At 46.5% G+C, this 14,141-nt stretch carries 13 protein-coding genes, 1 tRNA gene and 1 riboswitch; of the genes, 7 read left to right on the top strand and 7 right to left on the bottom strand.

What is annotated here, in order from left to right; genetic code table 11:
• Positions 1–124 precede the first annotated feature (124 nt).
• The 3 genes from bchM (at position 125) to NIES593_RS02985 (ending at position 2,485) form a co-directional block, all read left to right on the top strand.
• A complete protein-coding gene (gene bchM, locus NIES593_RS02995; protein ID WP_073598168.1) occupies positions 125–844 on the top strand; it encodes a magnesium protoporphyrin IX methyltransferase in 720 nt (239 codons plus the stop codon).
• Positions 845–910: 66 nt separating this feature from the next.
• Positions 911–1,693, top strand: coding sequence for a 3-methyl-2-oxobutanoate hydroxymethyltransferase (gene panB / locus NIES593_RS02990; RefSeq protein WP_073598167.1), 783 nt, complete (start codon positions 911–913; stop codon positions 1,691–1,693).
• 195 nt (positions 1,694–1,888) lie between these two features.
• Positions 1,889–2,485: a neutral zinc metallopeptidase gene (locus tag NIES593_RS02985; RefSeq protein ID WP_073598166.1), complete on the top strand. Its 597-nt coding sequence runs from the start codon at positions 1,889–1,891 to the stop codon at positions 2,483–2,485.
• Positions 2,486–2,543: 58 nt separating this feature from the next.
• Here the strand turns inward: NIES593_RS02985 and NIES593_RS02980 are convergent.
• Together NIES593_RS02980 and smpB are read right to left on the bottom strand one after the other, a co-directional pair.
• Positions 2,544–2,614: transfer RNA gene (locus NIES593_RS02980), tRNA-Gly, on the bottom strand.
• An 80-nt stretch (positions 2,615–2,694) separates the two neighbouring features.
• On the bottom strand, positions 2,695–3,159 hold the full coding sequence (smpB, locus tag NIES593_RS02975; protein ID WP_073598165.1) for an SsrA-binding protein SmpB: 465 nt from the start codon (positions 3,157–3,159) through the stop codon (positions 2,695–2,697).
• A 92-nt stretch (positions 3,160–3,251) separates the two neighbouring features.
• A riboswitch (Glutamine riboswitch) is annotated at positions 3,252–3,317 on the top strand.
• Between the two features lie 35 nt (positions 3,318–3,352).
• Between smpB and gifA the strand changes: the two genes are divergently transcribed.
• Positions 3,353–3,778 carry a glutamine synthetase inactivation factor IF7A gene (gene gifA / locus NIES593_RS02970; protein WP_073598164.1) on the top strand — a complete coding sequence of 142 codons (426 nt, stop codon included), beginning with the start codon at positions 3,353–3,355 and terminating at the stop codon, positions 3,776–3,778.
• Between the two features lie 64 nt (positions 3,779–3,842).
• Here the strand turns inward: gifA and NIES593_RS02965 are convergent, their stop codons facing one another.
• The 4 genes from NIES593_RS02965 to topA are packed head-to-tail and all read right to left on the bottom strand — an operon-like array spanning position 3,843 to position 8,366.
• Positions 3,843–4,784, bottom strand: a complete 942-nt coding sequence (locus NIES593_RS02965; RefSeq protein ID WP_073598163.1) for a serine hydrolase — start codon at positions 4,782–4,784, stop codon at positions 3,843–3,845.
• Entirely contained in the window at positions 4,781–5,077 is a 297-nt protein-coding gene (locus NIES593_RS23385) for a hypothetical protein (RefSeq protein WP_139253609.1), read from the bottom strand. Before NIES593_RS23385 ends, NIES593_RS02965 begins: the two co-directional genes overlap by 4 nt.
• Before the next feature lie 5 nt (positions 5,078–5,082).
• Positions 5,083–5,679 (bottom strand): phycobiliprotein lyase, encoded by a 597-nt coding sequence (locus tag NIES593_RS02960; RefSeq protein ID WP_073598162.1) that lies wholly within the window; start codon positions 5,677–5,679, stop codon positions 5,083–5,085.
• 53 nt (positions 5,680–5,732) lie between these two features.
• A complete protein-coding gene (gene topA / locus NIES593_RS02955) occupies positions 5,733–8,366 on the bottom strand; it encodes a type I DNA topoisomerase (RefSeq protein WP_073598161.1) in 2,634 nt (877 codons plus the stop codon).
• Between the two features lie 409 nt (positions 8,367–8,775).
• Here topA and NIES593_RS02945 point away from each other — a divergent pair, with 409 nt between their 5' ends.
• Positions 8,776–10,392, top strand: a complete 1,617-nt coding sequence (locus tag NIES593_RS02945) for an NAD(P)H-quinone oxidoreductase subunit N (protein WP_073598159.1) — start codon at positions 8,776–8,778, stop codon at positions 10,390–10,392.
• A gap of 111 nt (positions 10,393–10,503) precedes the next feature.
• Here the strand turns inward: NIES593_RS02945 and NIES593_RS02940 are convergent, their stop codons facing one another.
• Positions 10,504–10,908, bottom strand: coding sequence for an NIL domain-containing protein (locus NIES593_RS02940; RefSeq protein WP_073598158.1), 405 nt, complete (start codon positions 10,906–10,908; stop codon positions 10,504–10,506).
• 70 nt (positions 10,909–10,978) lie between these two features.
• Between NIES593_RS02940 and NIES593_RS02935 the strand changes: the two genes are divergently transcribed.
• Both NIES593_RS02935 and NIES593_RS02930 read left to right on the top strand, forming a co-directional pair.
• The gene (locus NIES593_RS02935; protein WP_073598157.1) at positions 10,979–11,557 is read left to right on the top strand and encodes a thioredoxin family protein; all 579 of its coding nucleotides are present in this window, start codon (positions 10,979–10,981) and stop codon (positions 11,555–11,557) included.
• A gap of 250 nt (positions 11,558–11,807) precedes the next feature.
• Entirely contained in the window at positions 11,808–13,733 is a 1,926-nt protein-coding gene (locus NIES593_RS02930) for a hypothetical protein (protein ID WP_073598156.1), read from the top strand.
• Positions 13,734–14,141: the final 408 nt, after the last annotated feature.

The following is a 14,141-nucleotide window of genomic DNA, read 5'->3' as shown; positions in this document are numbered from 1 at the left end:
GGCGTAAAGTCTGCGTCCGTCCATACTTCCATCCTTGATAGCGATCGCTCCGTTTATAGTCGTCTCTGAAAGGTAAAATTATTGAGCGGGTACAGCCTGTAACGATTGGATAAATAGAAAATTTATGACCACCACGGATGATAAGACGATAGTCAAAGATTATTTCAATGCCACTGGATTCGATCGCTGGCGCAGAATTTATGGCGATGGCGAGGTAAACAAAGTTCAAAAAGATATCCGCATCGGACATCAACAAACCATTGCTACAACGTTAGGATGGCTCAGAGAAGACGGAAATCTCAAAGGCTTATCCATCTGCGACGCAGGGTGCGGCATAGGAAGTCTGAGCATTCCTCTCGCTCAAGCGGGTGCTAACGTTTTTGCCAGCGATATCTCCGAAAAAATGGTAGGAGAAGCGCAACAAATAGCCAAACAAGTTTTGGGAGATCCTAGCAATTTAACCTTTGCCGTACGGGATTTGGAGCAATTAACGGGGAAATATCACACGGTCATTTGTCTGGATGTTTTAATTCACTATCCCACACAAGAGGCAGCGAAAATGATCGCCCATCTTGCCTCTTTAGCAGAGTCTCGTCTGATTATTAGTTTTGCCCCTAAAACGGTTTTACTTTCCCTTCTCAAGAAAATCGGCGAGTTTTTCCCAGGACCTAGTAAAACGACTCGTGCTTATCAGCACAAGGAATCCGATATTATTGCGATTCTAGAAAATAATGGTTTTTCCATTCAACGCAATGGCATGACCAGTACTCGCTTTTATTTCTCCCGCATACTGGAAGCAACGAGGGAAAATTCTCAAGCGAGTCATTCGGTTCTGGTAGCCTAAAGTTCGTTTTGTATCATAGGAAGACAGCAAGACCCCTCGAAGCGCGATCGCGATCGGCTATCAGCCATGGCAGTTACTATCCAACAACTGATTGAGTGGAAACAACAAGGACGTTCTCTCGTCGCCCTGACGGCATGGGACTATGGAATTGCTCGCTGGTTGGATGAAGCGGGGGTAGATGTCATTCTTGTCGGAGATTCGCTGGCAATGGTAGCTCTCGGACATCCGACGACTTTGCCAGTAACGCTCGATGAGATGATCCACCATGCCGTTGCCGTGCGTCGAGGGGTGAAGCGATCGCTGGTGGTATGCGATTTGCCTTTTTTGAGCTATCAGGAAAGCATTAGCCAAGCGATCCACTCCTCAGGACGGATCTTGAAAGAAACGGGAGTCCAGGCAGTCAAGTTAGAAGGAGGGAATCCGGCGATCGCAGAAACCGTTGCCAAACTCACTGCCATCGGCATTCCCGTAATGGGGCACGTGGGATTAACACCTCAATCGGTACATCAACTGGGTTACAAGCAGCAGGGCAAGACAGAAGAAGACGCAGCGAGAATTTTACGAGAAGCGATCGTGCTTGCAGAGGCGGGAGCATTTGCGATCGTCCTCGAACATATCCCCGCTGACTTAGCCGCACAAATTACTGCTAAACTCCCCATTCCTACCATTGGTATCGGTGCGGGACCGCATTGCGACGGACAAGTATTGGTGACTGCCGATTTACTGGGACTGTCGGACAGGCAACCGCCCTTTGCCAAAGTCTATGTCAATTTGCGACAGGTTATTATGCAAGCAGCTCAGGAGTTTGCTCAAGAGGTACGAGAGCATCGATTTCCGCCATCAAGTTAAGCTCATCCGATCGCGCCTTCAATTAAAAAATAAATTTATATTTTCAAATTCAGTGTAAGAAACACGCAGCTTAGCCCTCTTTCTCAGCAAACTGCATGATTAGAATCACATCCAGTTCGGATTTAGGTTACAGGCAAGCTTTGTAATTAACCGTACTTTGGGAATAACAGTTATTTGTCCCTATAAGTTCCTTAGATGAAACGCTTGAAGAAATTAATCGTAGCTGCTGCTACGGCAGCGGTTGCCTTATCTCCTATTGGCGCCAAAGCTCAATCAGTTGAAGGTGCAATTGAAGGAGTCATAAATTATATGACTTCTTTATATGAAGTTAATTTCAACTATGTATTGGAACACCAACCAACATATTCGGACTGTGGAGTTGTAACTCTTGCCGCTTTTTGTCCTGCCGATAACACGGTTTACATCAACGTAGAAGCCGTAAAGGGAGCTAGCGATAATCCGGTTTTTTCGCTATTTGTAGCGGCTCATGAAACTGCCCATGCCGTTCAATGGAATTTAGGAATTGGAGGCATGGATAGTGGAGCAGTTACGATTGGTACTGAACTACAAGCCGATTGCCTTGCAGGAGATGCACTGTCTTGGATGTTTTCTAAGCTGGCTTCTGTGTCTGGAGAAGAATACGAACAAATGGGATACCTGGTAGGTTTAGCTGCTGCCCAAGTTGGTGACTATGACTATCACGATTCGGCTCACCACGGAACACCCGAACAGCGCGTATCTTTTGCGTTACGCGGCTTCGCTGGAGAAAACTTTCAAGCTTGTCTTCGTTAACTATTCTGACTAATGATTTTCGGCAAAAGTCTTTGAATACCAGGCGTTTAATTTTTCAAGCGGGCAGCGAGAATCGAACTCGCATCATTAGCTTGGAAGGCTAAGGTTTTACCACTAAACTATGCCCGCATGAGAGTCTTAAAAATTTCACCTTATCTAGAGTAACACACTTTAACCCAATGTAAATCTGCTTGCAACAGAATTTTCGATCATCGTTTTAACAGGCGAGCCATTTCTCGTTCGTCTTGACGGCGTTTGAGAGTTTCGCGCTTATCGTGAAGTTTCTTCCCTCGTCCGAGTCCCAAGCTAACTTTTACCAAGCTACCTTTGAAATACATTTTTAGAGGAACCAAGGTTAAGCCTTTCTGTTCGACTTGTCCAATTAGCTTACTAATTTCTTTACGGTGCAGCAGCAACTTACGGGTACGGCGAGGGTCGTGATTGAAATATTGTCCGCTTGCTTCGTAGGGAGAGATATGGACGTTAATCAACCATGCTTCTCCATTGCGAATCAAGGCATATCCGTCCCGGAGGTTAACCTTCCCAGCACGAATCGATTTCACTTCGGTTCCTAGAAGCTCAATTCCCGCCTCGTAAGTTTCTAGGATTTCATAAAGAAAGCGAGCTTGGCGGTTGTCGCTAATAATTTTGATTCTGTCGTCTCGATCGCTCATAACTTTTCTAGCATAGCACTTGTTTTTTTCAGAAAATTTGCATTTCTCTTGACAATTCAATTCTAAACTGTAACAATTAATACAGAAAATAAATCGTTCATCTCTCTAAGCCCTGACTAGAGAGACGGAAGTAGGGAAACATCCCGAAGGAACGCGCCTCGAAACCCCCTACAATTTCTGAGGAGCGAAAACGATGAAACTTACCTATCGCGGTGTTAGCTATGAATACGATCCCATCGTTGTAGAAACAACAACGGGTGAAGTGGGTGGAAAATATCGGAGTCGAGATTGGAGATTCCGCAACCTGAAGAAACCACCTATTTTAGTACCAAGAGCCAATTTGACCTATCGTGGCGTAACCTATAATAAACCCGATACCGCCATTCCGGGAACAGCCGCACCACAAGCAGCGCCTGCTCTCTCGATGGCAGATAAAGCTCGTACCTTAATGGCGGATCGCACCCAAGCCGTCAAAAAGCGCCAACAATCTCTCTTGAGTCGTGCAGTAGAGGAAATTGGCGCGACGGACGACGTGTCAAAACATTGGACTCACATTCAAGGGCAAATTCAGCCCACCTTCCGGGATAATTACGATCGCTTTGGCGGTGCTGTAAGTTAGTACGAAGTCAATTGCTAGATAAACAAAACACCCCTTCATGGGGTGTTTTGTCTCGATCGTGCTTCTAAGAAAGATTTTCCATCGCGCCAACAAAAGAGCGAGAAATAAACGGGAGAATTTCCTTTTTCTTGGTATCGGCTTTACCTTCTGTAAAAACGACGAGAAGATAGGGTTGACGATTGGGAATTTCGATATAAGCGGCATCGTGACGGACTTGACTCGTCCAACCAGCTTTTGACCATAACTGAGCATTGGTTGGCAACCCTTCACCTAAAAACCCGGTAACCTGATTTTCCTCATCAGAGGCAGAAGACGTTGCAACATCGAGATTTCGTTTGAGCAAGTCCATCATCTGTTGCGATCGCGCTGACGATACCGCCACTCCCCCGACAATCGCGTGTAATAGCCTTGCTACCGCATTAGTGGTCAGCATATTGCGATTTTCCATCATCTCGCCCAAAAATGCCCTCTCGCGTCCATAAGGTCCATCTCCCCACGGTTTCTGGTTGACATTGATCTGGGCTAATTCTTCCCAGCCTAGCGATTGAAAATAGCGATTGACGATATTGCGCTGGTACTTCCACGTTTCCAACGGACCCGGAGGCAATTCTGGACCGCTAGTCGTTCCCGTCAACACGTCTACGACTAAACTGGTGGCATCGTTGCTCGAATCGACGATCATGTCCCGAATGGCTCGATTTAACTCAGTCGATTCGGGAATCATGCCTCCTTCTAGCCATTCGTGAATCGCAACCAAATAAAACAGTTTGACGATGCTAGCTGGATAAATGCGCTCGTCTCCTCGATAGCTATAGCCTCGCACCGGATATTTCCAGAACTCCTCGGCAGAAATTGCTCCACCCGTATTGACCGCGACCGGAGGATCGTAAACTATCCAGGTTAAGGCGATGCGATCGCGTCCTAGGTCGGGAAATTTAGCCCAAGTTTTTTCTAAAATATCGATTGCGAGTTTTTCGAGTTGTTCGTCTTGTCGAAAAAAGGTCATAGAGAGATTGGGGGACGGGGGGAATTCGGAATTCGGAAGTCGGAAGTCGGAGGAGATGGAGAGACTCGGAGACTGGGGGACTCCCAGACAATTAATCCAAAATCCGCCGTTCTCCCGGAAGCGGTTCCGGGAGCGTGCGGCGGCTTCGCCAAAATCTGCGGAACGCAGTCGCCGCACGCCGCTGGAATTGACGAAGTGCTTTTCAGGCTCCGCCGCTCACTTGGCGGAGTACCTTGCACTTCCAGCACAACGGCGACCAAAATCCAAAATCCTTTCATCGAATCACTGGTCACTGTCATTACCAGCCGCTGATGGAATAAAACTGCATTCCTTCGGAAGGAGGTGCTTGAGATCCGCTAAATTCCTTGGCTTGTGACTCGGTGCGAATTTCAGCGCAGAAAGTAGCCGTATTAAATCCGCCATAACGCTGCACGGTGCTAGTACGCAGGCGCATATCGGGACTGACGAACCAGAAACGTTCGATGGTACTCATCGTTTCGTACTCAGTGATAAGAACCAATCCATTTTCGTCATCCATGTAGTATCGTCCCGCAATGGGGATGATTTCGGCATAACCCCTCTCCCGCAGGAGCATGCCTTGTCTAGAATTATCGACATCGGGAATTAGGGCAAACACCGTCGTTCCTTGGTGATTTTCGTCGGCTTTGTCCCACGCCATCGAGCCGTCCCAACTAACAAAGGCTCCGCCGACAGCCAAAGACGGATCTACCTCGTGCATTTCGCAAATTTCGACGATTTTGGGATGGTCGGCTGCTAGCGCTTCTACATAAATATCCGAATCGCCCGTCTCTGCTCGTCTAAACGGGAGATGATGCGTCGTGCGCTGAGAACGCCATTTTCCGGCACTGCGCTGGAAAAACTCCATTGCGTCCACTTCTGATATACCTCCTAGTTTTCCTATCTCAATTCACTATAACTGCGATCGCTCTATGTTTTCTTGGTTGTCGTTTTCTTGGTGGTTGTTTTCTTCGTTTTCGAGGCAGTTGCAGTAGACTTGCGAGTCGATTTTTTTGTCCCTGCTTTGGCAGCGATCAGTTCTAAAGCTTTTTCGAGGGTCAAACTTTCTACGGTTTCTCCTTCAGGAATGCCAGCATTGGTCTTGCCGTGCTTGACGTAAGCGCCATAGGGACCGTCGTAGATATTGATGGGTTCGTTATCGTCGGGATGAACCCCCAGTTCGCGCAATGGTTCCTTTTTAGTGCCGCGACTGCCTCCTCGTCCTCGCTTCGGTTCGGATAATAATTCTAGCGCCCGTTCTAGAGTCACGGTCAAAACATCGTCTCCTGCTTTGAGGGAGCGGTAATCTAGTCCTTCCTTGCCTTGGTCGTGAACGATATATGGTCCAAATTTTCCTAACCCTGCTTTAATTTTTGCTCCTGTAACTGGATGGGTTCCTAGCGTCCGAGGCAGAGATAATAAACCGACTGCCATCTCCAGCGTCACCTCTTCTGGTTTAACGCCTCTAGGAAGAGAGGCACGTTTGGGTTTTTTATTGTTTTCCGACTCTTCTCCCAACTGAACGTAAGGACCATAAGTGCCGATTTTTAGATAAATTGGTTCTCCAGTTTCTGGATGCAATCCTAATTTATCGGGCCCTTCAGTTTTTTGGCGCAGCAGCACCTGTACCTGTTCGGGATTGAGGTCGGCAGGAGTCACGTCTGGCGGCAGAGAAACTGTCACGACTTCTTCGTTGTTGGGAACTTCTAGATAAGGTCCAAATTTTCCGATTTTGACGACTGCATTCAGATTTTCTAGACAAATTGTTTTCGCCTTGCTGGGGTCGATGTCGCTTTCTCTAACCTTAACTTGATTCTCCAGTCCTTCGTTCCCCAGATAAAACTTCTGAAGGTAGGGAAGCCATTCAGCTTTGCCGCTAGCAATTTCATCTAAGGTTTGTTCCATCTTGGCGGTAAAGCTGACATCTACTAAGTCGGAAAAATGTTGTTCTAGCAGGCTAGTGACGGCAAAAGCTGGAAAAGTCGGGACTAAGGCTTTATTCTCCATCTTGGCATAGCCGCGATCGATAATTGTCCCGATAATGGTGGCATAGGTACTGGGACGACCCACGCCTTCGCTTTCTAAGGTTTTGACTAAAGAGGCTTCGCTATAGCGAGCGGGCGGTTGGGTTTCGTGTCCCAAAACATCTAATTGCTTGCACTCCGGCGTATCTCCAACTTTCAGGGGAGGCAGAATCACATCTTGGCTATCGAGGGCAGCTTCTGGGTCATCGGAACCTTCGACATAGGCGCGAAAAAAGCCTGCAAAATCAATGCGTTTCCCAGAAGCTCTAAAATCGGCATCTTCGACTTTAATATTGACGGTCGTTAGAGTCAAGCGCGCATCTGCCATCTGACAGGCAACCGTTCGCTTCCAGATTAAATCGTAGAGGGAGAAGTCCAGTCCCGATAGCCCTGTTTTGCTGGGGATGCGAAAGCTACTGCCTGCCGGACGGATAGCTTCGTGTGCTTCTTGCGCTCCTTTACTTTTTGTGGTATAATTTCGCGGTTTAGAGCTGAGGTATTCCTTGCCGTACATTTCCTCAACGCAGGCTCTTGCTGCTGCGATCGCCTGTGCGGACAAATGCACCGAATCCGTTCGCATGTAGGTGATATAGCCCTGCTCGTAGAGATTTTGGGCGATCCGCATCGTATCTCGCGCCGAAATGCCCAGTTTTCGGTTGGCTTCCTGTTGTAGGGTAGAAGTTGTAAAAGGAGGAGCGGGTTTGCGAGTGGTAGGTTTTTCTTCGGTGTTGGTAACTTTCCAGACTTTATCTTCGAGGCGCTCTTTGAGGGCAGTTGCTTCTTCTTCGTTCAAAAGCACTACATCGCGCCCTCGCGCAATTTTCCCCGTTGTGGGGTCGAAATCGCTCCCCGTAGCCAGCTTTTTACCGCCTAAAGCAATTAATCTTGCTTCAAAGGGAGTTTTCTCTTGTTCTAAGATAGCTTTGAGATCCCAATAACTTCCCGATTTAAAGGCAAGGCGTTCTCGCTCTCGTTGCACTAACAAGCGCACGGCAACAGATTGAACTCGTCCGGCAGACAATCCCCAAGCGATTTTCTTCCACAGCAAGGGAGAAAGGGTATAGCCAACTAGACGGTCTAAAATTCGTCGCGTTTCCTGAGCGCGAACCAAATTCTCGTCAATCTGGCGACAATTTTTGAGGGCTTCTTGAATCGCCTCGCGGGTGATCTCGTGGAAAACCATCCGCTCGACCGGAACTTTTGGCTTTAGGATCTGGGTGAGATGCCAGCTAATACTTTCCCCTTCGCGATCTTCGTCCGTTGCGAGGATGAGTTTGTCCGCCTTTTTTAGTGCCGCTTGCAGTTCTCTAACGACTTTTTTCTTGGTTTGAGGAACGACATAGAGCGGCTCGAAATTATTTTCGACGTTAACTCCTAACGTTGCCCACTTTTTGTCTTTATATTCCGGCGGAATTTCCTCAGCGGATGCCGGCAAATCGCGCACGTGTCCCATTGATGCTTCTACGAGGTAATCTTTGGGCAAATAGTTCCCGATCGTGCGGGCTTTAGTGGGGGATTCGACGATGACGAGAGTTGACATAAGAGGTTACAGGTAGTTGCGCTGTTATAGCAATTAGTGCTGTTTGAGTACAACTAGGTCAAGCAAAAATCAATTGAAGGGGAGAGTTTTGGACGGAAACTGAAGCAGGCTTCTGGTAATTTAAATTTTTGCGCTCTTTTAACGCGGGATTCCCTACCTTAACGTCGATCGCCCAGCATCTGCTCGATAATTGACCTTTGGGCATGGGAATCCGGTTAAACTTATCGCATAGTTTTAACATAGCTCAATCCTAGCTTATCAATCTAACAAAACTTCTCGCGTCGATTGCAACCGAGAGATTGGAGTAACTTGCAGGTTACAATTTCTTTAAAGGTTTTTTAATGATACAAGAGCAGTTGATTCGGGTGCTGCCCTTTCTTACTATAGATTAGTTCAACTTATAAACCCTATGGATTTTTCCACTCTTGTCGCTAGTCAGCTCAATGCTGGAACCATTTTGCCAGAAGGCATCGTGATTATCACCCTGATGGTCGTCGTCATCGGGGATCTAATTATGGGGCGCAGTTCCGCGCGTTGGCTTCCCTATGCCGCGATCGCGGGATTGCTGATTTCGATCGCGGCACTCTATCTCGGTTGGAACAATCCCACGCCTATGTCCTTTCTGGGGGCTTTTGAGGCAGATAACCTAAGCATCGTTTTCCGTGCCATCGTCGCCTTATCTACAGCAGTTACTATCTTAATGTCGGTGCGCTATGTAGAACAATCGGGTACGTCTTTGGCGGAGTTCATCGCTATCATGCTTACGGCTACTCTGGGCGGGATGTTCCTGTCGGGGGGGAACGAACTGGTGATGATTTATATCTCCCTGGAGACGTTGAGTATTGCTTCCTATCTGATGACGGGCTACATGAAGCGCGATCCCCGTTCTAACGAGGCGGCATTAAAATACCTGTTGATCGGTGCTTCGAGTTCGGCAATCTTTCTCTATGGGGTTTCCCTGTTGTACGGGTTGTCGGGGGGAGAAACTGCCTTGGACGCGATCGCGGCTAAGCTTGCCGATGCTAGCGGCGGTCAATCGTTGGCACTGGCGATCGCACTGGTTTTCGTTATCGCTGGTGTCGCTTTCAAAATTTCTGCCGTTCCTTTCCACCAGTGGACTCCAGACGTTTACGAAGGATCTCCTACTCCTGTCGTTGCTTTTCTCTCTGTCGGTTCTAAAGCGGCTGGGTTTGCCCTTGCCATTCGCATGTTAGTGACGGCTTTCGCCTTGGTAAGCGAACAGTGGCATTTTATCTTTACTGCCCTGGCAATTCTCAGCATGGTTTTGGGAAACGTCGTTGCCTTGGCACAAACCAGCATGAAACGAATGCTAGCTTACTCGTCTATCGGGCAAGCAGGTTTTGTGACGATTGGTTTGATTGCCGGAACCGATGCCGGATACTCTAGCGTCGTGTTTTATCTATTGGTTTACTTGTTTATGAACCTGGGCGCATTTACCTGCGTGATTCTTTTCTCTCTGCGCACGGGAACCGATCGGATCGCCGAATATGCGGGATTGTATCAAAAAGATCCGCTGTTAACCCTTGGTCTGAGCGTTTGTTTGCTCTCCTTGGGTGGCATTCCTCCCCTAGCTGGGTTCTTCGGTAAAATCTATCTATTCTGGGCGGGTTGGCAAGCTGGACTTTACGGATTGGTCTTGTTGGGGTTAATTACCAGCGTTGCCTCGATTTACTACTATATCCGCGTCGTCAAGATGATGGTGGTCAAAGAACCGCAAGAGATGTCGGATGCGGTTAAGAATTATCCCGAAATTCGTTGGAATCTACCAGGAATGCGTCCCTTGCAAGTGGGATTGGTACTGTCACTCGTAGCAACTTCTCTAGCGGGAATTTTGTCAAATCCTCTATTTACTCTTGCCACTAATTCTGTCACTACCACGCCAATTCTGAAAGCAGCTATTATCAGTCCTCAAGTTAATCGTTCGCTCCCGAATGTCAAAAATACTCACAAAACAGTCGCGGATCTTTCGGTTTCAGAACAGCTTGAGCGGGCAAAACGTCAATAACTCCGTCCGTACCTAAAACCTTAGCACGATAAAGAGTTTTCCTAGAGGTGCAACGCGATTGTACCTCTACTTTTTTAGGCTATTTCAATTGCAGTTAGGTTAAACAAGTTATCAAAGATTGGTAGAAATTGCCTGTACCGGACAGGTGGGAATGCATTGCTCGCAGACGACACAGCGCGATCGCAGGAATTTTAATTTAAACGTTTCCGGTTCTAGGGTTAATGCTTCTGTGGGACAAACGCCCGTACACAACCCGCAGTCAACGCAACTGTTTTCATCGATGACGATTTCGCGACTCGCCAGAGAAACGCCAATTCCCTGCGATCGCAACCATTCTATCGCCGCTTCTAACTCGTCGATATCCCCCGATAATTCCAGTACCAGTTTGCCTACCTGGTTGGGCGCGACTTGGGCGCGGATAATATTAGCAGCAACGTTAAAATCCTTTGCCAGTCGATAAGTCACTGGCATATGCACCGTTCTTTGGGGAAAAGTCAGCGTGACCCGTTTTTTCATCGTTCGGTTGTCATTCGATTGTAAATAGTTACAATGAAATCGTATGAAATGAGTCCAAAATCAATTAGGTATGGCTGAGAATTTATCGGGGTCTCAAGGAACAAATGCCGCTCGAATTAGAAACTTATTAATTGCCATAGCTGCGATCGCTCTGGGCGTTGCCATCTCTTTTGGCTTTCATACTCAAGCTAGCTCGGTTTCTCTCGAAGCGCAAGCCGAACAATCCACTCCCCTCGAAGTTGCCCTGACAAACGGCAAACCTACCCTAACAGAATTCTATGCCAACTGGTGTACGACTTGTCAGGCAATGGCAAAAGATTTAGCCCAACTCAAACAAAATTATGCTGACTCGATAAATTTTGTTATGCTCAACGTCGATAATAGCAAATGGCTGCCCGAAATCTTGCGTTATCGCGTGGACGGCATTCCCCATTTTGTCTTTTTAAATCGACAGGGAGAAGCAGTTGCCCAAACGATTGGCGAACAACCGCTTTCGGTCATGGAAGCTAATCTGGACGCTCTGGTCGCCAATTCAGAGTTACCATATGCCTATTCTACGGGTCAAACCTCTACCTTTAACGCCCCAGTTAATGCTGCCAATTCCAGTCAGGACGATCCCCGCAGTCACGGCACTCAAGTAAAACAATAAATTAAGTGTTTATAGGCAGCACAAACTTAACCCAAATAATTAACAATTGACAATTTGCAATGACAATCAATTGTGAACTGGGTTGACACTGACAGCTTAAAAGGCTATATAGGAACAGAACCACTACTCGATTACTAAAGCGATCGTGAGAAATTAGTTATCAAAATCTTTAACACTCCATCTCCATCGCAAATCTGAGCTTAATCAGCGATTGCGACAAGATTCGTGCCAACTTAAGCAAATTTTTGCGATGAAATTTTCCGATGTTGCCCGTCATGCGGTAGCAACTTCGCTCCTGCCGTTTGCGCTCTTTGGCTGTGCGCTTACTACTGCGAAGGAAGCTTCCCCATCCGCCGCTACTAAAACCATTAGCGGACTCCAACTCTCAGAAGTCGAACCAGAGTTTCAAAACTCTTGGACGCAAGAACTAGAAGCCGAATTTCAACAACGCGCTGCTACCGTTATTCGTCATTTTGCCAACCCAAACGGCTACGGTAACGGCTATGGAGAAAATGAAAAGAGCGCTTATCCTAGAGCCATGTTTGACTTTTTAGCAGGCAATCGGAAAACCGCACTAGCTTTTTTGCAACAAGAAGATCCGCAAGCCGACAAACACGCGCATACAGAAGGAATCGACTATTATTATAGCTTTACCCTTAAAGGACAAATTCGCAAGTATTTCCTGTTCGGACGATTTCTCGATCCAGCTTACAAGCAACGCATGTATTTGGGAGCCAAAAAATGGACTCAAGAAGATCCCCTCAACCGCATGCATCCCATCTACGGTTTTGGAGATAGTCGAGGCAAAGAATGGGATATGAGCAAGCGTGGCGGTTGGGTGGATAGTCGCAATACAGATAATCTCAGAGCTATGAGAGAAGTTGCAGTCTATCTAATGGCAGAAAAAACCGGAAATGAGAAAACCCGACAACTCTACAAGCAAAAAATTCAAGGCTACGTCGGGGCACTTTATCACATTGGTATGGGGGAATGGGATTCAGAGGCTTATATGAGTCATACTTTTGTCCCCTATCTCAATCTCTATGACTTTGCCAAAGATCCACAAGTCAAACGATTAGCGAAAGCTGCATTAGATTGGATGTCGGCTGCGGCTGCCGTGAAGTACTATCGAGGCGGATGGGGAGGTCCGTCCAAACGGGATTACGGCGGTGGCAATGGCGCTTTGATGTCTTCAGCGGCGAAGACGTTCTGGTTATACTTTGGCGATACGCCGCTTCCCAATTCCCAGCCAGAGTTGGATATGTTGCATCTCATCACTAGCACCTATCGACCGCCGCAAGCCGTCGTTGCTTTGGCACGCAAGCAATTCGATAAACCCTTAGAAATTTTAGCCACCAAACCCCTTTATGAGAATTGGAAATTCGGAAATGACGAGTATCCTGCCTATTGGGAAACTCAATTTTTTGGCAATACTTATCAAATGGGAAGTGTAGCGGGAACTTTTGCGGACAAGGATGTCTCGCCATTTAAATTGATGGCATATAACAGTAGACGCGGAGTCGATTATTTTGTGGCAAATACAGGTGGTAATTGGGTACATCCGGGAAAAAATCCCGGAGATCAAATCGGACAATCTCGCAATCTTTTGATTTGGTTGCGTCCTGCTACCCAAATGCCTTTTTTCTTTCAATTACCGAAAACGGCTAAAGCGGAAATTGAAGGCGGAATTTGGTTTTTTCAATTAGAAAAAACTTGGTTAGCTATTTATCCTATTAATCTAAATACTTATTTTCCCATTCCCATTGGCGATCGCAAGTATGGTTCAATTTATGTCCGAGAACAAACCTTCAAGGCAACAACTAAGGAAAGCACTTATGCAGGTTTTGCGCTCGAAGTTGGCGAGCCAGAATCCCATGGTAGTTATGAAGAATTTAAACAAGCCGTCAAACAAAAAAGTCAACTCGATCTCAGTCAGTTAAACCAAGGACGAGTTAAATTACAAGATGTCAAAGGTAATCATTTACAACTATTCTATAATCAGTTATTTCTACTTCCTTTGCTAATTTTCAATGGTAAAGAACGCAATTGGTCAGAGAATTTTGCCCTTTATAACAGTCAAACGGGAAACCAATCACCAATTTCCCTCGGCTGGAAGCAGGGAGAACTCTTAATAAAAGCTGGAGAATTACAGTTTAAAACTCGCGCGATTCCGTAAGTTAGTAGTTAATAGTTATACTATCGGCTAACAACTAACTACTATCCGTCAACCACTATGATTAGGCAGATTTGGTTCTGTCTGGTAAAATCCACATCAAGACGGGAATTAAAATGGCGCTAGCGATCGCGACGATAGCTATAATCCATAAAGTTTGAAAAAGTTCTACTGTCATATCTTTTTTCCTCCACCAACCTTAAACTTCTCTAGGTTGGTTTTTTCTACTCCAATCGTAGCAAAGCAGCAAAAATTTATGAGAGTTGGGTTACATTGATTGCAAAATTAGTTTAACTTTCTTATCAAAAAGCTCAGAAACTACTCATACCAATTGGAAAAATCTTAGCTACAAATAGATTTTTCAAACCTTATGGGTTCGATCTTTCTCAATCTAAAATCGGATCGGAGAGG

This window comes from Hydrococcus rivularis NIES-593 (genome assembly GCF_001904635.1).
Classification (GTDB): domain Bacteria; phylum Cyanobacteriota; class Cyanobacteriia; order Cyanobacteriales; family Microcystaceae; genus Hydrococcus; species Hydrococcus rivularis.
Note: the sequence above shows the minus strand (reverse complement) of the source record. Positions and strands in the feature narration are given on the sequence as shown.

Excerpts from the sequence above, each read along its gene's own strand:
- NIES593_RS02935 (WP_073598157.1), top strand. The coding sequence starts at position 10,979 with ATGGCTGAGAATTTATCGGGGTCTCAAGGAACAAATGCCGCTCGAATT.
- NIES593_RS02965 (WP_073598163.1), bottom strand. The coding sequence starts at position 4,784 with ATGACCTTTTTTCGACAAGACGAACAACTCGAAAAACTCGCAATCGAT.
- panB (WP_073598167.1), top strand. The coding sequence starts at position 911 with ATGGCAGTTACTATCCAACAACTGATTGAGTGGAAACAACAAGGACGT.
- NIES593_RS02940 (WP_073598158.1), bottom strand. The coding sequence starts at position 10,908 with ATGAAAAAACGGGTCACGCTGACTTTTCCCCAAAGAACGGTGCATATG.
- smpB (WP_073598165.1), bottom strand. The coding sequence starts at position 3,159 with ATGAGCGATCGAGACGACAGAATCAAAATTATTAGCGACAACCGCCAA.
- bchM (WP_073598168.1), top strand. The coding sequence starts at position 125 with ATGACCACCACGGATGATAAGACGATAGTCAAAGATTATTTCAATGCC.
- NIES593_RS02985 (WP_073598166.1), top strand. The coding sequence starts at position 1,889 with ATGAAACGCTTGAAGAAATTAATCGTAGCTGCTGCTACGGCAGCGGTT.
- NIES593_RS02930 (WP_073598156.1), top strand. The coding sequence starts at position 11,808 with ATGAAATTTTCCGATGTTGCCCGTCATGCGGTAGCAACTTCGCTCCTG.
- NIES593_RS02945 (WP_073598159.1), top strand. The coding sequence starts at position 8,776 with ATGGATTTTTCCACTCTTGTCGCTAGTCAGCTCAATGCTGGAACCATT.
- gifA (WP_073598164.1), top strand. The coding sequence starts at position 3,353 with ATGAAACTTACCTATCGCGGTGTTAGCTATGAATACGATCCCATCGTT.
- topA (WP_073598161.1), bottom strand. The coding sequence starts at position 8,366 with ATGTCAACTCTCGTCATCGTCGAATCCCCCACTAAAGCCCGCACGATC.